This is a genomic window from Sorangium sp. So ce296, from assembly GCF_051529605.1.
GTDB lineage: Bacteria > Myxococcota_A > Polyangia > Polyangiales > Polyangiaceae > Sorangium > Sorangium cellulosum_D.
In genome coordinates this window covers 6,275,113-6,296,597 of record NZ_CP150325.1, presented here as the reverse complement: position 1 = coordinate 6,296,597, position 21,485 = coordinate 6,275,113, and the positions used below count along the sequence as shown (strand labels likewise).

The following is a 21,485-nucleotide window of genomic DNA, read 5'->3' as shown; positions in this document are numbered from 1 at the left end:
GCCCGGCCGCCCCGGTGCGCCCCCCGCAGGATGGCCGCTGGACCGTGCCGGCCGCGCTGGACCGGCGGCCGCTCGACGGGGCCGTCCGGGCGCTCTCGTCGGTCTCGTGGTCCGACGCGCGCCGGCTGATCGAGACCGGCAAGGTGCTCGTCGGGAGCGCGGTGGCGACGAGCGCCCGGCGGCGGGTGCTCAGCGGGGAGCAGATCGAGGTCCGCCTGCACGCGCCGCGGCCCGAGACGGTGCGGCGGCGCAAGCTCGAGGGCGAGCTCGTGGTCTACGCGGACGCGAGCGTCGTGGTGGTGAACAAGCCCGCCGGGGTGAGCACCATCCCCTACGGCGACGAGGACCCCGCGGAGCAGGCCGCGACGCTCGACGCGCTGGTGCGGGAGGTGCTGGCCCGGCGCGACCGCCTGCGCGGGCGGGCGCCGCTCGGCGTGGTGCAGCGCCTCGACAAGGGGACGAGCGGGCTGCTCGTCTTCGCGCGGACGCTCGCCGCGAAGAAGCACCTCGCCCAGCAGCTCCGCGTCCGCGCGATGCACCGGCAGTACCTGGCGGTCGCGCACGGCGCCGTCGCGCGCGGCACGTACCGCAGCTACCTCGTCGAGGATCGGGGCGACGGGCTGCGCGGCTCGGCCAGAGACGGCCGGCGCGAGGGGCAGCTCGCGGTGACGCACGTCGAGCCGATCGAGGCGCTCCGCGGGCCCGAGGAGGGGGCCGGCGCCGCGGCCGCGACGCTGGTCGCCTGCCGCCTCGAGACGGGGCGCACGCACCAGATCCGCATCCACCTCGCCGAGGCCGGGCACCCGCTCGTCGGCGAGGCGGTCTACGTGCGGGACTACCGCGGGCCGAAGATCCCCGCCCCGCGGCTGATGCTCCACGCCGTCGAGCTCGGCTTCGACCACCCCGCCGACGGCCGGCCGATGCGCTTCCAGGCGCCGCCGCCCCCCGACTTCGACGAGGTGCTCGAGCGGCTCCGCGAGCGGCGCCCGAAGGACGCTACCTGACCTTGCCGCGCGCCTCGCTCATCGCCGCGGCGGTCGCGTCGACGAGCGGCATCACCTTCGCGTAGTCCATCCGCGTCGGGCCGAGCACGCCCACGGTGCCGGCGACGCGCCCGTTCTCCATGTACGGCGCGGCGACGAGGCTGAGCTGGCCGCCGCCGAGGTCGCCCGCCTCGCTGCCCACGAAGACGGTGACCTCGCCCGCGCCCGCGGCGAGCGTGCGGTCGAGCAGATCGACGAGCTCCTCGCGCTCCTCGAGCGCCTTCATCAGCTTCCTGAGCCGGTCGACGTCGGCGTACTCGGGCAGATCGATGAGGCGGTTCTGCCCCTCGATGACCACCTCGCTCCGCCGCGTCACGTCGGCCGTCGCCTTGCTGCCGAGCTCGAAGGCGCGGCGCCTCAGCGCGTCGATCTGGAGGCGCTCGTCGGCGAGGCGGCGGGCGAAGAGATCCCGGATCTCGCCCAGCGTGCGCCCCTCGATGACGTCGGCGAGCAGGTTGTGGATCCGGGTGAGCTCCCCTTCGTTGATCGCCTCGTCGATCGAGATGAAGCGGTTCTCGACCGAGCCGTCGGCGAAGACGAGCACCGCGAGCAGCTGCCCGGGCTTCGTCGGGATGAAGCGCAGCTGGCCGAGGGCGCGGATCTCCGCCCGCGGCGCCGCGACGACCGCCGCGGCGCCCGACAGCTCCGACAGGTAGCGCCCCGTCTCGCGGAGCGGGTCGCTCGCCACGGTGTAGATCTCGGCGAACCTGGCGCTGAGCTCGGCCTGCTGCTCGGGGGAGAGCGACCGGATCTCCACGAGCGCGTCGATGAACAACCGGAGCGCGCGGTCGGTCGGGATCCGGCCCGCGGAGGTGTGCGGCTGGTGGAGGTAGCCGGCCTCCTCGAGGTCGGCGAGCACGTTGCGGATCGAGGCAGCCGAGAGATCCAGCCCGTACTTGCGCGCGAGCGTCCTGCTGCCTACGGGGTCGCCCGTCGCGATGAACTCGGTGACCGCGGCGAAAAGGATCTTTCGAGCGCGATTGGAAACATCTCCCATGTCGACTGCAGGCGGCGGGTGCGCGCCGCTGTGGCTACCTGGACCAGGGACCGCCCGGACCGGGAAGCCATGCGGGCCGGACCTTCGCTCCCATACGTCAAGACGCGCGTGCGGGCGCTGGGCCCACGGATGCGCATGAGACCTATTTTGAGGCGATCGCGCGGCCCGGTCAAATGGCACGGTAGGATGGACGCGACCGCCGCGCCCGAGGGTCCAGCATCGCCGCTGCCGGTGGCTGGCCCTCCGGCGCTCCGTCTCCGGCCCTCCGGCCCTCCGGCCCTCCGGCCCTCCGGCCCTCCGGCCTTCCTCCTTCTTCATTTCTTCAGCTCCAGCGGGCACCACGCCGCGCCGGAGGCCGTCCCTGCCAACGATGCCGTCCTTACGCCACGCCGCTGCCGCCGCCGCCCTCGCCCTCGCGCTCGGCCCGCTCGCCGCCGCGCCGAGCGCGCAGGGCAAGCCGAAGGTGCGGTTCGACCAGGACTGGGCCAAGCGCCCGTCGGCGCGCTACGCGGCCATGAGCGCGGAGCAGTGCCGCGCGGCGCTCGCGCGGCGGAAGATCGCGTTCGAGCCGGTGCCGCGCGCGCCGGGCGTGCTCGCGCCGGTGCGGCTGATGCAGGGGGTGGGCGGGGTCCTCTACCGGACGGCGCTGCCGGCTCACCAGCGCGCGGACAACCCGTACGACGTCTTCGACTGCCGCCTCGCGCTCGCGCTCTCGGACTTCAGCCGGATCCTGCGCGTGCACGACGTCGTCGAGGTGCTGATGTTCTCGGCCTGGCGCCCTCCGTCGAAGGTGTGGCCCGAGGGCAAGCTGGCCACGAGGCACCCGGGCGGGCTCGCCATCGATCCTTACAGGTTCGTCAAGGAGCGCGCCGGCGACGGGTTCGCGGAGGAGTGGCTCGACGTCGAGCGCGACTTCGTCGGCAGGCGCGGCGCGCCGGTGTGCGGCGAGGGCGCCAAGGCGACCGGGCGCCCCAGGGCGGCCGGCAAGGGCGCGAGCGGCGGCCCGCCCGCGGACGCGGCGGCGCGCGAGCTGCGCTCCATCGTGTGCGAGGCCGCGGATCAGCACATCTTCACGTCGATCCTCACGCCCAACTACGACCGGGCGCACAAAAACCACCTGCATCTGGAGGTGACCCCCGGCGTCCAATGGCGTCTCGTGCGCTGATCCGGGAGGGGCGGCCCTCCCGGGCGCAAACCCGCTCTCGCCCCGAGGTCGACCCGCTATGTTACCCCGCGTGCCCGCACGAAGCTCCCCGCGCCCCCGCGCCTCCGCCGCATCGGCGGCGCTGACGCTCGCCGCCGTCGCGCTGTCGTTCACGTTCGTCGGCTGCCCCTGCGTCAGCGGCCCCGTGAACGCGAGCCCCGGCCTCCGCTGGTTTCTGTTCTCGAACTTCGGCGCCAGCAAGATCTGCCCCGAGATGCTGAAGAGCGGCGTCTCGCTGCGCCTCCAGGACCGATCGTCGAGCATCGGGCGGTTCTTCCCGATGCAGTGCTCGTACGACGTCAACGACTCCGCCCAGACGGTCACCGTGCACATCGCCGGCACCGGGTACGGCTACATGCAGCCGGCCAAGCGGGTCGGCTTCTCCCTCACCACCTCCGTCGAGTACCGGCCCGACTTCCAGATCGCGGGCGACGACATCTACGTGTGGGGCCGGCTGAACCGGATCGTGCAAGGCCCGAGCTTCCAGCTCGGCTACGTCGAGAACCCCGTCATCGACGTGATGGCGAACGTCGCGCCGTTCGGCGGGATCGCCAACCTGATCGGCAACCAGCTCGTCGCGGGCGAGATGACCCGCGGGTTCACCGTCCTCTACAACGAGGAGACCGGGAAGGACTTCACGCTGGGGATCCTCATGCCGCCGCAGCGGCCGCACCACCCGTTCGAGGTGGAGGACGACGAGCGGTACACGTTCGCGAACGAGGTCGTCGAGGTGCACGCGCACCAGCGCGACTACCTCGGGCCGTTCGAGGTCGCCGACGTGGACCAGGCGCTCTACCTCAAGGTGAGCGTGCAGGGCGCGCCGGTGGACATCATGATCGTCGACAAGCTGACGGGCGACGCGTGGCGCGAGGCGTACCAGACCGGCAAGCCGCTCGGCCCCCCGCCCGGCCCGGTGCAGGCGGGCGGCCCGCTGCAGCCCGGGATCGTCGAGACGCGCCGCTACAAGCTGCGCCCGGGCCTCTACTACGTCGTCATCGACAACACGGCGGCGGCCGGGCTCGTGGCGCCGCCCGTCACGCTGCTGAGCCCCCTGGGAGGCTCGGCCGCGCAGGTCAGCTACATGGCGCAGGTCGGCGAGTGACGAGCGCATAGCGACGGGGAACGGCGGCAACGGGCGGGTCACGTCGAGCAGGCGCGGTCGCCGGCCTTGACGCGGTTCGCCGCGAACGGGATAAACTCGTCATGGCCGTCGTTGCGAGAGAGGGGGACAACGTGACCCACGTCGACAAAGTTGCCCTCGACCGGCTGCGCGCCCGCCTCCAGGCGTACATGGCCAAGAAGGGGCTGAGGTCGACGGCGCAGCGCCGGCTGATCGTCGACACGTTCTTCTCGGGCGCGCCGCACATGACCATCGAGGACCTGCTCACGGAAGTGCGCGCGCACGACCGCGGCATCGGGTACGCGACGGTGTACCGGACGCTCAAGCTGCTCGCGGAGTGCGGCGTGGCCTCCGAGCGCCGGTTCGGCGACGGCCTCAGCCGTTACGAGCTGGCCGACGACGCCAGCGCGCACCACGACCACCTCATCTGCGTGAGCTGCGGGAAGATCATCGAGTTCGAGGAGCCGCGCATCGAGGCGCTCCAGGAAGAGATCGCCGCGAAGTACGGCTTCGAGGTGACCTGGCACAAGCACGAGATGTACGGCGTCTGCCTGGACTGCCGCGACTCCAAGGACGCGGCGTCCGGCGTCTCGTAGCCCGAGGCGCGGCGCCGTCGGCGGCGCGCGCTCAGCTCTTCGCGTCGAGCGCGCGGGCGTGGACGACGGCCATGACGCCGCCGAGCAGCGAGGCGATGGGGGCGTAGGCCGGCGGGAGCACGAACGCGGAGATCACCGCGGCGCCGACGAGCGCCGGGGCGACGCTCAGCGCGAGCCCGACGCGCGCCTCGAGGCGCGTGCGGTGCGCGAGCGCGAGGGAGAGCGCGGCGTCGCGGACGTCGTCCGAGGCGAGGACGACGGAGAAGTCGGCGGGGGCAGCGCCGGCAGCGCCGAGGGCCACGGAGACGTCCGCGGCGCCGAGCGCGGCGTCGTCGACGCCCGCGTGGCCGAGGACGGCGACGCTCGTGCCCGCGTCGATCAGGCGCCGCACCTCGGCGCCGCGATCCGCGGGGAGCACCTCGGGGCGGATGTGGTCGATGTCGAGCGAGCGGCCGATCGCCTCGCACGTCTCGCGCGCGTCGCCCGACATCAGCACGGGCTCGACCTGCGCGTCGAGCAGGTGCTGGATGGCGGCCCGCGCCCCGGGGCGCAGCCCGTCCTGCAGGCCGATGAGGCCGACGAGCCGCGCGCCCACCGCGACGAGGACCACCGTGCGCCCCAGCGCCTCGAGCTCGGCGACGCGGCTCTCGGCCGCGGCGATCGAGATCCGCTGCTCGAGCATGAGCGCGCGGTTGCCGACGCAGAGCTCCTCGCCGGACGAGGTGACGGCCGTCACGCCGAGGCCCGGGTGGAAGTTGGGGTTGCGCACCCCGTCGGGCCGCAGGCCGCGGGCGCGGGCGGCGCGCACGATCGCCGTGGCGACCGGGTGCTCCTCGGTGCGCTCGGCCCCGGCCGCGAGCGCGAGCACGTCGCCCGGCGTGAGCTTCTGCCCGGTCGCCTCCAGCTCCGCGAGCTCGGGCTCGCCGAGCAGCAGCGTGCCGCGGGCGCAGAACACGGCGACCGAGACCTTGCCCGCGCGATCCCAGGCGTCGGCGCTCTTGTAGACGATGCCCCGGCGGAGCCCGAGCAGGATGCCCCGCGCGACGTGCACCGAGGCGATGGAGGCCGTGATCGCCGTGGCGAGCGCGGCGAGCACGGCGGCCGCGGTCATCGCGATCTCGACGGGCGTCCGGCCGGCGACGAAGGCGGAGAGCGCGCCGATCACCGCGGCGCCGATCGCCCAGCGCTCGGTCAGGGCGCGGGAGGCCTGCGCGATGGGCGCGAGGGCGTCCGCGCGCCGGCGGGCGTCGAGCAGCACGCGCGCGACCGCGCGATCGCCGCCGGAGAAGGTGCACGCGCCGACGAGGCGACCCCGGACCACGGTGGCCCCGGCGATGACCGGGTCGCCGTCGCGGCGGCGCGCCGGCGTGGTCGCGCCGATCCAGGGGAGCACCTCGACGTCGCCGCCCGTGACCACGAGATCGACGGGGACGACGTCCCCCGCGTCGACCTGGGCGCTCTCGCCCGGCCGCAGCTCGTAGAGCTCGCCCTCGGCCGCGCCGTCGTCGCCGCGCGGCAGGGCTCGGTCGGCGGGCGCCGGGCTCGGCGCCCACGCGCCCGGCGGCCGGCGCGCCGGCGTGGAGAGCACGGACGCGATCCAGCCCCGCTCCGCGAACACGCGGTGGCGGGCGCTCTCGATGAGCCACGCGCTGATCGCGCTGGCGGTGGCGATGACGCCCGCGAGCGAGGCGGCCTCGGCCGCCAGCGCGCGATCGTCGCCGAAGAGGGCCCAGACCGCGGCCACGAGCCCGCCGAGGACGGGGGCGAGCATCGGCGCCGGGTGCGGATCCGTGGCGTCGCGCGCGGTCGTGGCGGCGCGGCCGAGGAGCATCCCCGCGCTCACCGTGGCGAGCACGATGCGCGCGCCGATGACGAGCTTCGCGTCGCCGGCGAGCGTGAGCGCGACCGCGAGCGTCCCCGCGATGATCGCGAGCACGAGCAGGAGCGCGCCGATGTCCCGCGCCTCGACCGCCTCGTAGCGCTGCGGCTCCTCGCTCAGGATGGTGTTCCCGATGGGCTCGAGCAGCGCGCGGTCGTCGTCGAGGACGGGCAGGTCCGGGAGCCGCTCGTCGAGCGACACGGGCGGGAACGCGTCGACGATCGGCGCGTCGAGCTCGGCGAGGCGCGCGGCGCCGTCGTCCGCGCCCGCCCGCGCGGGCTCGGCGCGCGGCGCGGAGGCGTGCGGTCCGGCGGCCACCGGCGGCGCGACCGGCGAGATCCCGCGCGCGGGGGCGCCGAGGGACGGCGCGCCGTGCGCGGCGGGGCCGGCCGGCCGGGCGTCGCCCGGCGCCGGCGAGGCCTCGCCGAGGAAGACGTGGCGGCACCGGGCGTTGCAGAAGTAATGGAAGCGCTGATCGAAGATCGCGACGTGCCCCGCGCGGAGCGGATCGATCAGCTTGCTGCAGCCCGAGCACGGGAGGGGCGCGACGGCGGGCCCGGCTGCGCGCGAGGCGGCCACCTCAACCCGCAGCCGGCGTCTCGGCGAGCGCGGCCTCGACCTCCGCCAGGGCCTCGTCGATCTGCGCCTCGCTCACGATGAGGGGCGGCGTGAACCGGAGCACGTTGCTGCCCGCGATCGTGAGCAGCACGCCCCGGTCGCGCGCGCGGCCGAGCGCGGCGCGCGCGTCGACGCCCGGCGCGAGGATGAGCCCGCGGAGCAGGCCGCGCCCGCGCTCGCCGGCGCACACGCCCGGGAGCCGCGCGGCGATCGCGGCGAGGCCGCGGCCGAGCTGCTCGCCGCGCTTCTGGGCGGCCTCGCAGAGCTTCTCTTCCTCGACGACCGCGAGCACCGTGCGCGCCGCGGCGGAGGCGAGCGCGTTGCCGCCGTAGGTCGAGCCGTGCGATCCCGGGGGCAGCGCGCCGTTGAGCCGCTCCCGCAGCACCAGCGCGCCGATGGGGAAGCCGCCGCCGAGCCCCTTCGCGAGCGCCGCCGCGTCGCCCTGGACACCGTCGTACGTCGCCCCGAGCCAGTGCCCCGTGCGCCCGATGCCGGTCTGCACCTCGTCGAGGAGCAGCAGGGCGCCGTGCTCGTCCGCGATGCGCCGCAGCTCGGCGAGGAACCCGGCAGGGGCCGGCAGGACGCCGCCCTCCCCCTGCACCGGCTCCACGAGGATCCCCGCGACGTCCGGGCCCATGGCGGCGCGCACCGCGGCCACGTCCCCGTAGGGCACGTGGGTGACGCCCGCGAGCGAGGGGCCGAAGCCCTCGCGGTACTTCGGCGTCCCGGTCAGGGCGACCGCGCCGAGGGTGCGGCCGTGGAAGGCGTTCTCGAACGCGATGATCCGGTAGCGCTCGGTCTCGCCCCGGTTGAAGAAGTGGCGGCGTGCCAGCTTGAGCATCGCCTCGTTCGCCTCCGCGCCCGAGTTGCAGAAGAAGGCGCGGTCGAAGCCGGTCTTCGCGCAGAGCTCCTCGGCGAGGCGGAGGTTCTCCGCGTTGAAGAAATAGTTGGAGACGTGCATGAGCCGGCCCGCCTGCTCGGCGATGGTCGCCACGAGCCGCGGGTGCGCGTGTCCGAGCGAGGCCACCGCCACCCCCGCGCACATGTCGAGGTACCTGCGCCCATCCGTGTCGAAGAGCTCGCACCCCCGGCCGCGGTCGAGGACGAACGCGGGCTGGCGGTAGTTGCCGAGGAGGTGCTTCTGCGCCGCGAGGAGCGGCGAGCTGGCGGGCGTCGAGGCGTTCGCCGGGGCTGGTCCGCCGGCGGGGCTGGGGGCGATGCTCATGGGGCCGATCTAACGCCGGGCAGGGGGTCGGAGCAAACGGTGGATGCACGCCGGCCGCGGATTGCTGCGACCCGGGCAAAACGTGCGTCCGGAGCGCGTCCGGAGCGCGTCCGGAGCGCGTCCGGAGCGAGCGCCCGCGAGCGCCCGCGGCCGGCCCCGAGGCGCCCGGGGCCGGTCCCGAAGCGCCTCTGGCCGGTCCGGTGAGGCGCGGCCCTCCGGCGGCGCCGGCGCTCGCCCGCCGCGGACCGACCTTCGGCCTGGCGATTGCCAGCGGATCGCGGCTGGTTATAGTGCCGGCCGTCCTATGAGCGATTCGGAACAAAATGGGTCGAGCCAGAACACCGGGGAGACGGCGGAGGCGCAGGCGGAACGCGCAGAGCCGGCGGAGCAGCGAGCCCCCACCCCCGAAGACAAGCTCGGCGAAGCGCAGGCCGAGGCCGCGCGGTTGCGCGAGCAGCTGCTGCGCACCGCCGCCGATTTCGACAACTTCCGGAAGCGCTCCCGGCGCGAGGTCGAAGAGGCGCAGCGCCGCGGGCGCGAGTCGATCCTGAAGGACCTGCTCCCGGTCTTCGACAACCTCGAGCGCGCCGCCACCCACGCGGAGAGCGCGCCCGACGTGAAGTCGGTCGCCGAGGGCGTGCGCATCGTGGCCAAGCAGTTCGTCGACACGCTCGATCGCACGGGCATCAAGCGCATCGCCGCCGTCGGCAAGCCCTTCGATCCCAGCGTGCACGAGGCCATCCAGCAGATCGAGTCGACCGAGCACCCGGCCGGCGTCGTCATCGCGGAGGTCCAGCCGGGATACATGCTGGGCGACTACCTGATCCGCGCGGCGATGGTCGTCGTCTCGAAGGGCCCGCCCGGCGAGGCCGCCCCCGCGGCGAACTGAGCTTCACCGCCGCTCCGCGCGCCGGCTCCCTCCGGCGCACATCGCCTGCCTCATGCGCATCGTGGCGGTGGCCCACTCTGCTGTGCCCCGCCACCTCGCCGCACGATCTCCCCAAATATCGCGGGCGCCACGGTCGTCTCCCCACCCAGCGAGCATTCAGGCCTGTAGTATCTTTCGCCGCATATGGGGAAGGTGATCGGCATCGATCTCGGGACGACGAACTCGTGCGTGGCGGTCGTCGAAGGGGCAGGGGTCGCCTCGGCCAACGACGTGCGGGTGATCCCGAACGCCGAAGGCGCGCGCACGACCCCCTCCGTGGTCGGCTTCCCCGCGAGCGGTGAGCGCCTGGTCGGGCAGGTGGCGCGGCGCCAGGCGGTCACGAACCCGCAGAACACCATCTACGCGGTGAAGCGGCTGATGGGCCGCAAGTTCAGCGCGCCCGAGGTCAGCAAGCAGATCCTGCTCGCCCCCTACAAGATCGTCGAGGCGCCGAACAGCGACGCCTGGGTCGAGGTCAAGGGGCGCAGCTACTCGCCCCCCGAGATCTCGGCGATGATCCTCGGCCAGATGAAGCAGGTCGCCGAGCGGTTCCTCGGCGAGCCGGTGACCGAAGCGGTGGTGACCGTCCCGGCCTACTTCGACGACGCGCAGCGGCAGGCGACGAAGGACGCGGGGCGGATCGCCGGGCTCGAGGTGCGCCGGATCATCAACGAGCCGACCGCCGCGGCGCTCGCCTACGGCCTCGACAAGGTGAAGGCCGAGACGATCGCGGTCTACGACCTCGGCGGCGGGACGTTCGACATCTCGATCCTCGAGATCGCGAGCGGGGTCTTCAGCGTCAAGGCGACCGGCGGCGACACGCACCTCGGCGGCGAGGATTTCGACCAGCGGATCATCGACCTGCTCGCCGACGACTTCGAGGCCAAGCACCGGATCGATCTGCGCCGCGACCGCATGGCGCTGCAGCGGCTCAAGGAGGCGGCGGAGAAGGCGAAGCACGAGCTCTCGTCGTCGCTCGAGACCGAGATCAACATCCCCTTCATCGCCGTCGGCCCCGGCGGCGGGCCGCTCCACCTCGAGCGGTCGATGCGGCGCAACGAGCTCGAGATGCTCTGCGAGAGCCTCATCCGGCGGACCATCGACGTCTGCCGGGCGACGCTCGGGGACGCCAAGCTCCCCGTCTCCGCCGTCAACACGGTGGTCCTCGTCGGCGGCATGACGCGGATGCCCGCCGTGCAGGCCGCGGTGCGCGAGTTCTTCGGCCGGGAGCCGAACAAGGGCGTGAACCCCGACGAGGTCGTCGCGGTCGGGGCGGCGCTGCAGGGCGCCGCGCTCTCGGGGCACGTCGACGAGGTGCTGCTCCTCGACGTGACGCCGCTGTCGCTCGGCGTCGAGACCGGCGGCGGCGTGATGTTCAAGCTCATCCCGCGGAACACCACGATCCCGACCGAGCGGAGCGAGATCTTCACGACGAGCGTCGACAACCAGAGCTTCGTCCCCGTGCACGTGCTCCAGGGCGAGCGCGAGATGGCCGCCGACTGCCGGAGCCTCGCCCGCTTCGAGCTCACCGGCATCCCGCCCGCGCCCCGCGGGCTGCCCAAGATCCAGGTCACCTTCCGCATCGACGAGAACGGGATCGTCCGCGTCGAGGCGCGCGATCTCGGGACGGGGAGGGTGCAGGAGGTCCGGGTGACCCCGACGAGCGGCCTCACGCCGGACGAGGTCGACCGGCTCGTCTCGGAGGGCGAGCGGTTCAAGCAGACCGACGCGCTCCGGCGCGAGCTCGCCGAGCTCCGCAACCAGGCCGAGACCCTCGTCTACACGACCGAGCAGGCCCTCGACGGCTACAGCGATCTGCTCGACGCCGAGCTCCTCGGCGAGGTCCAGGCCGAGTGCTCCGCGCTGCGCAAGCTGCTCGACGGCGGCGGCGATCTCGACGCGCTCCGGGCGGCGTACGCGCGCCTCGAGGGGGCGGCGTTCCGGATCGCGGAGTCGATGTATGGAGGGGACGATGACGCCGGCGCGAACAAGGCGGTCGAGACGTGACGCGCGGCCTGGCGGCGGGGCCGGCGAGCGAGCGCCGGCGCGCGCGCCGCGCCGAGGCCGTCCCCTCCGGCGCGCCGCGCGCGCTCTAGGCGCAGGGCTGCGCGGGGCTTCGACGCGACGATGCTGAACGAGACCTTCGGACGCTATCGCTTGCTCGAGCGCCTCGGCGAAGGCGGCATGGCCGAGGTCTTCAAGGCCAAGAGCTTCGGCGTCGAGGGGTTCGAGAAGGTCCTCGTCATCAAGCGCATCCTCCCCAAGCTCGCCGAGCAGGGGCGCTTCGTCGACATGTTCGTGCACGAGGCGAAGCTCGCCGTCCGCCTCTCGCACGCCAACATCGTGCAGGTGTTCGACCTCGGCCGCGTCGACCACCCGAACGGCGATCCGACGAGCTACTTCATCGCGATGGAGTACGTCCCCGGGCTCGACCTGGCGACGCTGCTCGCCCGCTGCCGGAGGTCGAAGCGGCCGATCCCCCTCGCCATGGCCGTCTTCATGACCGCCGAGATCGCCAAGGCGCTCGACCACGCCCATAGGCGGCGCGACGAGCAGTCGCGCCCCCTCGGCATCGTCCACCGCGACATCTCGCCCCAGAACATCCTGCTCTCCTGGGAGGGAGAGGTGAAGGTCACCGACTTCGGCATCGCCAAGGCGACGCAGTCGATGACCGAGGAGGAGGTCGGCGAGAAGCGCGCCGGCAGGATCCGCGGGAAGCTCGCCTACATGAGCCCCGAGCAGTCGCGCGCCGGCGCCATCGACGGCAGGAGCGACCTCTTCTCGCTCGGGACGGTGCTCTACGAGATGATCGCCGGCTCGAACCCGTTCGCGGCGCCGACGGCGTTCGAGGTCATGCGGCGGCTGCAGGCGAGCGAGTACCCGCCGCTCGCGCTCGTGCGCCCCGACGTGCCGAGGCCGCTCGTCGACATCGTGAGCACGATGCTCGCGAAGAACGTCGAGGATCGGTTCCCCGACGCCGGGCGGCTGCACGAGGCGCTCCTCGGCTTCTTCTACGCGACCGGCGAGCGGTTCGGGGCGAACGACCTCGCCGAGTTCCTCGAGCCCTTCCACGAGGAGAAGGCGGGCGCCGAGCGCGAGGCGAGCGCCGCGCTCGAGGAGGAGCCGCTCGGCGCCAACGACCGCACGCCGGTCGAGGTGCCGCACACGACGAGCACGCGCAGCCGCATCACGGCGTCGGGGCTCCTCCAGCTGCTCGAGAAGGCCGACAGCAGCCCGGCCGCGCGCGGCCTCGGCGAGCGGCGCGAGGTCACGGCGCTCGTGCTCATCTTCACGGGGCCCGAGGCCGACGCGGCGAAGCGCATCGCGCGGGCGCGCGAGGTGCTGGCGCGCTACGGCGCGCTGCTGCTCGAGCAGGAGGCGTCGCAGCTCGTCGCCGTCTTCGGGCTCGGCGACGCCGACGGCCGCGACACCGAGGCCGCGGTGCGCGCCGCCCTCGTCATCCTCCGCTCGCGCGGCGGGGGCGCGGCGGTCTCGGCCGGCATCCACCTCGCCCGCATCCTCGTCGACGGCGCCGGCGCCCCGATCCGCGACGAGCGCCTCACCTCGCTCATCGCCTCGGCCCAGGCGCTCGCCCGCGCGACCGAGTCCCAGGTCGCCGTGTCACACCTCACCTGGCGCGTCCTCCGCAACGCCTTCACGACCGAGGAGCTGCCCGGCGCGGGCCGGACCGCGCCCGAGGGGGGGCGCGTGGTCACCTCGGCGGAGCCCCCGGACGGCGCGTACGGGCGCTTCGTCGGCCGCCGCGACGAGCTCAAGCAGCTCGGGGACATCCTCGCCGCCGGCACGAGGAAGCGCGCGCAGATCGCGGTCATCCAGGGCGAGCGCGGCATCGGCAAGACGCGGCTGCTCGCCGAGATGGAGCGGCGGCTCTCGAAGGGCGACTACAACGTCGGCGTCTACGTCGCGTCGTGCCCGCACAACGGCGCCGACGTCCCGTGGAGCGGCCTCACCGCGATGCTGCAGGTGCTCTGCGGCATCCAGGAGGGCGACGACGAGGAGCGCATCCGCGCCGTGCTGCCGCGGCTGCGCGCGCTCGGCCTGCGCGAGGACGAGTCCGCGGCCGTGCTCGGCCAGCTCGGCGCGGCGCTCGTCGACCCGCGGGCGCCGCAGGGGACGACCGCGATCCTGCGCACGGCGTTCCCTCGGATGGTGCAGAGCCTCTGCGAGGATCGGCTCCACTGCTTCGCCTGGGACGACGCGCAGGCGATGGACCAGCTCACCGCCGAGACCCTCCTCGCCACGGCCGGCCGCGCCGGCGGGCTCCGCGCCGTGCTGATCCTGGCGACGCGCAGCGACCCGCCGCCGCTGCTCGAGGCGCACCCCCACTTCTATCGGATCCGGGTCGGGGAGCTCTCGGACAGCGACAGCGCGCGCCTCATGTCGGCGCGCATCGGCGCGACGTTCCTGCCGCCCGACGTGGTCGGCTTCTGCCGCGAGCGCGCCGGCGGCCACCCGCTCTTCCTCGAGGAGCTCATCAAGGAGCTCAGCGACTCCGGCGCGCTCACCGTCGTGAGCGGCGCCGTGAAGGCCCGGCTCGACGGCGCGTCGGCGGTGCCGCGCTCGCTGCGCACGCTCATCGCCACCCGGGTGCGGCGGCTCGACCCGAGCGACCGCGCCGTGCTCCAGGCCGCGGCGATCCTCGGCGATCCGGTGCCGACCGAGGTCCTCGCGGCGCTGCTCCAGCAGAAGCTCTCGCTCGTGAACCGCGCGATCTCCGGGCTCGCGACCCGCGATCTCCTGCGGCTCAAGGGCCCCGCGCAGGCGGGCTTCGCGTCGCCCATGCACGGCGAGATCGTCCTCGACGCGATCCCGCCAGAGGTGCGCCGGGAGCTGCACGCCGCGGCGGCGGCGGCGTACGTCGCGGTCGTCGGCGAGGACAGCGCCGAGCACGCCGAGCGCATCGGGCAGCACTTCTACCAGGCCGGCGACCGCGACCGCGCCGCGACGTTCTATGCGCGGGCGGCGCTCCACAAGATCCGCGCGAGCCAGCTCGACCCCGCGCTCCGGCTCATCTTCCAGGCGCTCGACCTCGGCGACCACGCCAACCGCCCGCCGGCGGAGCTCGCCGCGTGGCTCCGCGCGCTCGCGGACGTCGTGGTGCGCGTGCGCTCCGCGCCCGATCTCGGCGACATCGCGGCCCGCGCGCTCCGGCGCATCGACGAGGCCGGCGCCCCGGAGCAGAAGCTCTCGGCGCGCGTCGACGTGGCGCGCGCGCTCGGCGCGGTGGACCTCTTCTCCGACGCGTACGCGCGCCTGGAGGAGGCGTACGCCCTCGCCGGCGACCGCGAGGACCTCCGCCGGAAGGCGATCGCGTGCGAGACGGAGATCGGCGTGAGGACGGGCGATTTCACCCGCGCGGTCCGCGCGGTCGAGCAGCTCGAGGCGATGGGCGACATCGACGACGAGCGGCTCTTGCTCGCCATCTCCCAGACCCGCGCGGCGACGGGCGACCTCGAGGCGGCGCTCCGCGCGCTCGACCGGGCGGAGGCGCTCGGCCATCCGGGCGACCTCGCGGCGGCGAGCGAGCGCGAGAAGCAGCGCGTCCTCGTGCATTTCTTCCTCCGCGATTTCGCCGCGGCGGTGAAGAGCTCGGCCCGGGCTGTCGACCTCGCCCGGTCGGCGGGCCTGCGCTTCGAGACCGCCGCCGCGCTGCACAACCTCGGCGACGCGAGCCGGCGGCTCGGCGATCTACCGCGCGCCTACGCGTCGTTCGCCGAGTCGAGGGAGCTCGCCGAGGAGAGCGGCCACGAGCGCCTCGCCGCGATCAACCGCGCGCACCTCGCCTACCTCGACGGCCTGAACGGCGCGGCCTCCGCCGGCGATCTGCTGCGCGAGCTCGCGCGCTACGCCGAGGCGCGCTCCTACCGGACGGACGCGCTGGAGAGCCGGTACCTGCTCGGCGCGCTCCTGAAGCAGCGGGGCCAGGTCGACGAGGCGCGGCGCGAGCTCGCGGAGGTGCTCGAGCTCGCCTCCGCCTACGGCAACAAGCTCGTCGCCGACGACGCGCGCGCCGCGCTGTCCGAGCGCTGATCGCCCGCGGCGCTGACCGCCGCCGCGACGGCGCGCCCCCGCGGCGCCGACCGCGCCGCGGGGATGGCCGCCCTGGGCGGGAGCCCCGCCGCGCGGCGCGCGCGGCTCACTCGTCGGCGAGCTTCTTCTCGAGCGCCTCGAGGTGGGCGCGGACCTGCGGATCGGAGTCCCGCTGCGCCTCGATCTTGCGGACGGCGCTCATCACGGTCGTGTGATCGCGGTTGCCGAAGGCCCGCCCGATCTCCGGGAAGCTGCACTTCAGCCGCTGCTTGCAGAGGTACATCGCGACGTGGCGCGCGAAGGCCACGCTCTTGTGGCGGTCCTTCGACGTGAGGTCGATCGAGCGCAGGTGGAAGTGGTGGCACACCGCGCGCTGGATGTCCTCGACGCTCATCATCTGCGCCCGCGGCGGCGACGTGGCCGTGATCTCGGCGCGCGCGAACGGGAGGTCCACGGGGCGGCCCGTGAGCGAGCTCTTGGCCGCCAGCCGGATCAGCGTGCCCTCGAGCTCACGGACGTTGGAGCGGACCATCTGCGCGAGGTAGAGCGCGACGTCGTCGGTGAGCGCGATGCCCTCGAGCGCCGCCTTGTTCCGGACGATCGCGACGCGCGTCTCCAGCTCCGGCACCTGGATGTCGGCGACGAGCCCCCAGGAGAACCGCGAGACGAGGCGCTCTTCCATGCGCTCGAGGTTCTGGGGGTACTTGTCGCTCGTCACCACGATCTGCCGGTCGAGCGTGTGGAGCGCGTTGAAGGTGTGGAAGAACTCCTCCTGCGTCTGCTCGCGCCCGGCCAGGAACTGGATGTCGTCGACCAGCAGCACGTCGCAGCTCGACCGGTACCGCGCGCGGAACTCGTCCATGCGGTGGTGCTGGATGGCCGTGATGAAGTCGTTCGTGAACTTCTCGGCCGAGACGTAGATGATGCGCGCCTCCGGCCTGCCCTCGAAGACGCGGTGCGCGATCGCGTGCATGAGGTGCGTCTTGCCGAGCCCCGTGCCGCCGCAGATGAAGAGCGGGTTGTACCGGCGGCCCCCGCCGCCCGCCGCCGCGATCGCGGCCGCGTGCGCCAGCTGGTTCGACGGGCCGACGACGAAGCTCGCGAAGGTGTGCTTCGGGTTGAGGTCGTCCGGCATCGACGGGACGCGCCGGAGCGACGGCTCGGGGCGCGGCGCCGGCGCCGGCGCCGCGCTCGTCGGGCGCACCACGAGCGCCCGCGGACGCACCGGGGTGAGCTCCACGCGCTGGGCGATCGGCGAGTCGAGGTTCTGATCGATCGTCCACGCCACCTGGACCGACCAGCCGGTGAGCTCTCGGATCTTGTCCGTCAGCGCCGGCAGGAAGTTGTCCCTGACCCACTCGAGGACGAACTCGTTCTGGACGCGCAGCGTGAGGACGCCGTCGGTCAGATCATCGAACTGAACTCCCCCGAACCACTGGTCGAAAGTCGCGGGGGAAAGCGTCCGCGTATGCTCGATCGCCCGATCGAAGACTTCGCGCGGCTCGTGTTTCGGAATCGTCATCGCTGCTCTGAAGTCCGCTCCACGAAAATAGGTTTCGGAGGCGACCGAAGAAACCGTCGCCCCCAACTTATCCACAGGTCTCCCAGCGAGGACTCGCCTCTAACTTCTGGAGATCACTGTGTTATTCTGAATGTAATCGAACGGCGTGTCGACTTTTCAACAGTCCGCCCACGTCCGCTTCGCCCTCGGGAAACCGTCCGCATGCCTCCATGGAATGCGGGGGGATGGTACGGCCCCACTGCACCGGCGCTCGGCTCGGCATCCGCCGAGCACACCGATCGAGGTGGGGGTGCAACCGTCGCGTCGAGGTCCATTGCATTGGAAGACAGATCGGCACAGCCGTCCCCCATACCGCCTCACAGAGCTCGGTAGCCCGCAGCGCCCCTTTCGGGGCCACCCTTTGGAGGACCCGGTGCGGCGCAGGACCGCCCCGAGGACGAATCCGAGGTAGCACCGGGTGAGTCCGGGCGTCTATGCCCAACTGCGAAACCTGACTCAAGTATCGAACTTCATTGGCTTAATTTCAGTCCCTGGCGCACTGCGAAAACGGCTTCGCGGCCCCCGCGCTCTGCCCTCCGGACACCAGGCGCCAAAACTCCCGACGCGGGTCGGTGATTTTCACGACGCGCTCACGATTGCAGAGCAAAACCCGCTCATCTCGTCGTCAAGAGGCGAAAGGTAGCTGATTTTCCAGCTTTTTTGGGAACGCGGAGGTCGTCCAGCACAGACCGACCGGCGCGAGGCGTTCTCGGGGGGCCGAGAATTTGTCCCCAGGGCCTCGGTCTGAGGTATGGCGAAGCGATGCGGTCGGGGATCCGGTTGACAAGGGGGGCCCTCCTGGCGCAGCGGCCGTCGCGCCGGGCGGCGTCGACGACCGCCGCGCGGGCCATGGCCTTCTCCGCTGCAGGCGCGCTCGCGCTGGCGGCGGCCGCGGGGCCGGCGGCGGCCGAGGAGCTGCCGCCGCAGCTCGCCTACGCCTACGGAGAGAACGAGACGCCCCGCGCCGCGGCCCTCGGCGGCGCGCTGCGCGCCCTCGGGAACGGGACGTCGGCCATCTTCCTGAACCCGTCCGCCATGGTGGAGACCCGCGTCTACCACCTCCAGGCGCTCTTCCAGGGCAGCCCGGAGGCCGAACGCCACGCCTACGGCGGCGTCGTCGTCGACTCGGTCACGGGGAACCTCGCGGGCGCGCTCTCCTTCGTCGGGGGCTACGTCGACATGGGCGAGGGCGGGCTCAGGCGCTCCTACCTCGACGCGCGGGCGGCCCTCGCCTACCCGATCACCGATCGCATCTTCGTCGGGGTCACCGGCCGCTACGCCAAGATCACGCAGGACGGCACCCTCGGCGGGCGGTGGCTCGACGCCGGCCCGGTCTCCGGCGGCCTGCGCGACAAGGACGACGCCGTCGTGAGGACGAACGCGGCCGGCGAGGCCGAGAGCGTCCCGGTGGGGCGCCACTCCTTCGTCAACGCGTTCACGTTCGACGCCGCGCTCACCGTCAAGGCGACCGACAACCTCTACATCGCCGCCGTCGGGCAGAACCTCACCTTCCCGGACCACGGGCTGCTCCCCACGACCGTCGGCGGCGGCGTCGGGTTCGGCACCAACGACTTCTCGATCGAGGTCGACGGGCTCGCCGACCTCCACTCCTACCGCGAGACCTCGTACCGCCTCATGGCGGGCGGCGAGTACCTCGTGGCCGATCGCTTCCCGCTCCGCGCCGGCTACCGCTTCGACCAGGGCGCGGGCCAGCACGCGCTGTCGCTCGGCGCCGGCTACGTGGGCACCCAGTTCGCCATCGAGGGCACCGTGCGGCGGGCGCTCGCCAGCGGAGGACCCACCACGTTCGTGGTCGGGCTCTCGTACCACCTCGAGTCGAGCGGGCTGACCCGCGCGCAGTCCGAGGGCCTGTAGCCCGCCTCCGTCGCGAGGGCGCCGCCGCGGGCGCGACGGCGGGCGCCGCGCCGGGGCGCGACGGCTGGCCGCCGCCGACGCCCGCCTCCCCCTTCTCGCCGCGCCGCGCCTGCTCTAGGTCGGCCCTGCGTGCTGTGCCTGACCCTACCGACCGATCCACGCTGGGCTGACGTGGCGCTCGCCGACCTGCCGGCGCTCCTGACCGACCACGCCCACTGCGAGATGAAGGCGGCGTCGAACGCGCTGTCCCTCGCCGCGCGCTGGCCGTCGATGCCGCGCCTCGCGCGCGCGCTCGTCGACCTCGCCGAGGAGGAGCTCCGGCACTTCCGCGCGCTGCTCGACGTGATCGAGCAGCGCGGCCTCGCGCTCGGCAAGCCGGAGACCGACGTCTACGCGAGCGAGCTGCGCAAGGCGGCCTCCACCACCTGCGCGCGCAACGCGAAGGCCGCCCTGGTCGATCGGCTGCTCGTCGGCGCCCTCATCGAGGCCCGCTCCTGCGAGCGCTTCCGCCTGCTCGCCGACGGGCTCGCCGCGCGCGCGCACGAGCTCGCGCCGCTCTACGAGGAGCTCTTCGCGTCCGAGGCGCGGCACTACCGGACCCTCGTCGATCTCGCCGTCGAGGTCGCCGGCGACGAGGTCGCGACGCGGGCGCGGCTGGCCGAGCTCGCGCGCGCCGAGGGCGAGATCGCCGGGCGGCTCGGGACGGCACCCGCGGTGCACGGGTAACGGGGGTAGATGCGCATGGAGATCGATCTGCTCCGCCTCGATCGGGACGTCGCTCGAGGGGCGCGCGCGCTCCGCGCGGCGCTCGGCGACATCACCCGGCGCGGTACGGCCCCGCCCGCCGAGGACGAGGGCGGCCCGAGCGCCGCCGAGGCGCGGGCCCGGCTCGAGAACCCGCTCGAGCCGTTCCGGCGCGCCAGCGCGCGGTCGACCTACCTCGAGCTCACCGGCAAGACCCCCGGCCTCGGCGCGGAGCTCGGGCTCGCGAGCCCGACGGCGGCCGCCGCGCCGGACCCGACCGGCCTCGCGGCCCCGCTCGCCGACTGGGTCTACACGCTCACGCTGGAGCGGGTCGTCTGGCCCGACCGCGTCCGGCTCGCCGCCGCCTGGCACGCGGCGTCGCTCACGATCGACCTGCCCGAGCCGGCGCGGGTGTCGCCGCGCGAGGCGCGGCTCCGGCTGCTCGCCGATCCGACCGACGCCGGACGGCAGACCTTCGCGGAGGTGCTCGCCCGCGGATCCGGCGCGGTCGCCGACGCCGCGCGCATCCTCGTCGAGCGGCGGCACGAGGCGGCGCGGCTGCTCGCGGAGGAGGGCCTGCGCGCCATCGAGATCCCCTGCGACCCCCCGGACGCCGCGATCGCCGCCGCCGAGGCGCTGCTGCGCCGGACCGAGTCGATGATGGAGCGCGCGCCGACCTGGTACGGCGCGCTCGGGCGCGCCGTCGGCCGCGACGCGGCGTCGGGGTGGCCGGCGCGGCTCGGCCCGCGGTGGATCGAGGAGCTGTTCCGCGCGACGAAGCTCACCGAGGGCCTCGCGATCGATCTCGGGCCGCTGCCGCGCCCGCTCGGCGCCGCCTCGTTCGCGCGCGCGCTCGCCCGCTTCGGCGCGGCGCTCGCGCGAGCGTCGGGGCGCGGGCCGTTCGCGCTCGCCCGCGCGCCGTTCGATCTCCGCGAGGCGCGCCGCGCCGCGCTGTTCGGCGGCCTCGTCGCCGATCCCGTCTTCTGCGCCCGCGCGCTCGGGCTCGGCCGGGGCCGCGCGCTCGATCAGGCGCGCGCGACCGCGCGGAGCCTCCTCCTCTCGCTCCGCCTCGACGCCGCGACTGTGGCGCTCGTGTTCCGCTCCGGCCAGGACGGAGGCGGGCACGTGCTGCTCCGGGGCGCGCGGGACCGCAGGGATCGCTTCGAGGAGGTGACCGCGCGCGCGCTCGGCGCGCCGATCCCGGGAGCGCTCGCCGGGGTCCTGCCGGCGCTCGATCCCGGCGCGGCCGCCCGCCTCGCCGGTGCGGTCCTCGCCGCGCGCGATCGCCGCGATCTGATCGAGCGCTTCGACGAGGACTGGTTCCGCAACCCGCGCGCGGCCGAGGCCCTCCGCGACGACGACGGCGCGCCGAGGTCGACGGCGTCGCGGCGCGCGAGCGAAGCCGATCTCGAGGCGGGCCTCGGCGAGCTCGTACGCGCGCTCGCGAGCCTCTAGCGTCCGGTCCAACGCGCAAAAAACGCGCGCTCGGAGCGGCCCGATCGCGCCGACGAGCGGGCGCATCGAGCGGCGAACGCGAGCGGCGCGCAAGCGCTGCGCGCCGCGAAGAGGCGGGCCCGGCGGCCCTGCCGAGAGCCCTTCCAGCTTTGACTGACACGTGCTAGGTGCCGGCTCGCGAAATCGCCC

General features: G+C 73.9%; 14 protein-coding genes. 10 read left to right on the top strand and 4 right to left on the bottom strand.

Going from position 1 to position 21,485, the window contains the following annotated elements:
• Positions 1–44: 44 nt before the first annotated feature.
• Positions 45–1,004: an RluA family pseudouridine synthase gene (locus WME98_RS23420; RefSeq protein ID WP_437953278.1), complete on the top strand. Its 960-nt coding sequence runs from the start codon at positions 45–47 to the stop codon at positions 1,002–1,004.
• On the opposite strand, the gene hrcA is transcribed toward WME98_RS23420, so the two are convergent.
• On the bottom strand, positions 997–2,040 hold the full coding sequence (gene hrcA / locus WME98_RS23415) for a heat-inducible transcriptional repressor HrcA (RefSeq protein ID WP_437335209.1): 1,044 nt from the start codon (positions 2,038–2,040) through the stop codon (positions 997–999). The genes WME98_RS23420 and hrcA overlap by 8 nt on opposite strands.
• A gap of 370 nt (positions 2,041–2,410) precedes the next feature.
• On the opposite strand from hrcA, the gene WME98_RS23410 reads away from it, so the two are divergent.
• From WME98_RS23410 to WME98_RS23400, 3 genes are all read left to right on the top strand, one after another.
• Positions 2,411–3,205: an extensin family protein gene (locus tag WME98_RS23410; protein WP_437953277.1), complete on the top strand. Its 795-nt coding sequence runs from the start codon at positions 2,411–2,413 to the stop codon at positions 3,203–3,205.
• A 70-nt stretch (positions 3,206–3,275) separates the two neighbouring features.
• Positions 3,276–4,346 carry a hypothetical protein gene (locus tag WME98_RS23405; RefSeq protein WP_437335207.1) on the top strand — a complete coding sequence of 357 codons (1,071 nt, stop codon included), beginning with the start codon at positions 3,276–3,278 and terminating at the stop codon, positions 4,344–4,346.
• A gap of 101 nt (positions 4,347–4,447) precedes the next feature.
• Positions 4,448–4,960: a Fur family transcriptional regulator gene (locus WME98_RS23400; RefSeq protein ID WP_437335206.1), complete on the top strand. Its 513-nt coding sequence runs from the start codon at positions 4,448–4,450 to the stop codon at positions 4,958–4,960.
• Between the two features lie 31 nt (positions 4,961–4,991).
• On the opposite strand, the gene WME98_RS23395 is transcribed toward WME98_RS23400, so the two are convergent.
• Together WME98_RS23395 and WME98_RS23390 are read right to left on the bottom strand one after the other, a co-directional pair.
• Positions 4,992–7,418: an HAD-IC family P-type ATPase gene (locus WME98_RS23395; RefSeq protein ID WP_437953276.1), complete on the bottom strand. Its 2,427-nt coding sequence runs from the start codon at positions 7,416–7,418 to the stop codon at positions 4,992–4,994.
• A 1-nt stretch (position 7,419) separates the two neighbouring features.
• Positions 7,420–8,682 (bottom strand): aspartate aminotransferase family protein, encoded by a 1,263-nt coding sequence (locus tag WME98_RS23390; RefSeq protein WP_437953275.1) that lies wholly within the window; start codon positions 8,680–8,682, stop codon positions 7,420–7,422.
• Positions 8,683–8,986: 304 nt separating this feature from the next.
• Here WME98_RS23390 and grpE point away from each other — a divergent pair, with 304 nt between their 5' ends.
• From grpE to WME98_RS23375, 3 genes are all read left to right on the top strand, one after another.
• Positions 8,987–9,571, top strand: coding sequence for a nucleotide exchange factor GrpE (grpE, locus tag WME98_RS23385; protein WP_020464718.1), 585 nt, complete (start codon positions 8,987–8,989; stop codon positions 9,569–9,571).
• A gap of 183 nt (positions 9,572–9,754) precedes the next feature.
• Positions 9,755–11,617, top strand: a complete 1,863-nt coding sequence (gene dnaK / locus WME98_RS23380; RefSeq protein ID WP_437953273.1) for a molecular chaperone DnaK — start codon at positions 9,755–9,757, stop codon at positions 11,615–11,617.
• A gap of 120 nt (positions 11,618–11,737) precedes the next feature.
• Positions 11,738–15,661: a serine/threonine-protein kinase gene (locus WME98_RS23375; RefSeq protein ID WP_437953272.1), complete on the top strand. Its 3,924-nt coding sequence runs from the start codon at positions 11,738–11,740 to the stop codon at positions 15,659–15,661.
• A gap of 106 nt (positions 15,662–15,767) precedes the next feature.
• On the opposite strand, the gene dnaA is transcribed toward WME98_RS23375, so the two are convergent.
• Positions 15,768–17,183 (bottom strand): chromosomal replication initiator protein DnaA, encoded by a 1,416-nt coding sequence (dnaA, locus tag WME98_RS23370; protein ID WP_020464715.1) that lies wholly within the window; start codon positions 17,181–17,183, stop codon positions 15,768–15,770.
• A gap of 888 nt (positions 17,184–18,071) precedes the next feature.
• Between dnaA and WME98_RS23365 the strand changes: the two genes are divergently transcribed.
• The 3 genes from WME98_RS23365 to WME98_RS23355 all read left to right on the top strand — a co-directional run bounded on the left by WME98_RS23365 (position 18,072) and on the right by WME98_RS23355 (position 21,296).
• The gene (locus tag WME98_RS23365) at positions 18,072–19,097 is read left to right on the top strand and encodes a hypothetical protein (RefSeq protein ID WP_437953270.1); all 1,026 of its coding nucleotides are present in this window, start codon (positions 18,072–18,074) and stop codon (positions 19,095–19,097) included.
• Positions 19,098–19,268: 171 nt separating this feature from the next.
• The gene (miaE, locus tag WME98_RS23360) at positions 19,269–19,823 is read left to right on the top strand and encodes a tRNA isopentenyl-2-thiomethyl-A-37 hydroxylase MiaE (RefSeq protein WP_437953269.1); all 555 of its coding nucleotides are present in this window, start codon (positions 19,269–19,271) and stop codon (positions 19,821–19,823) included.
• 9 nt (positions 19,824–19,832) lie between these two features.
• Positions 19,833–21,296 carry a hypothetical protein gene (locus WME98_RS23355; RefSeq protein WP_437953268.1) on the top strand — a complete coding sequence of 488 codons (1,464 nt, stop codon included), beginning with the start codon at positions 19,833–19,835 and terminating at the stop codon, positions 21,294–21,296.
• The last annotated feature ends 189 nt before the right edge of the window (positions 21,297–21,485 follow it).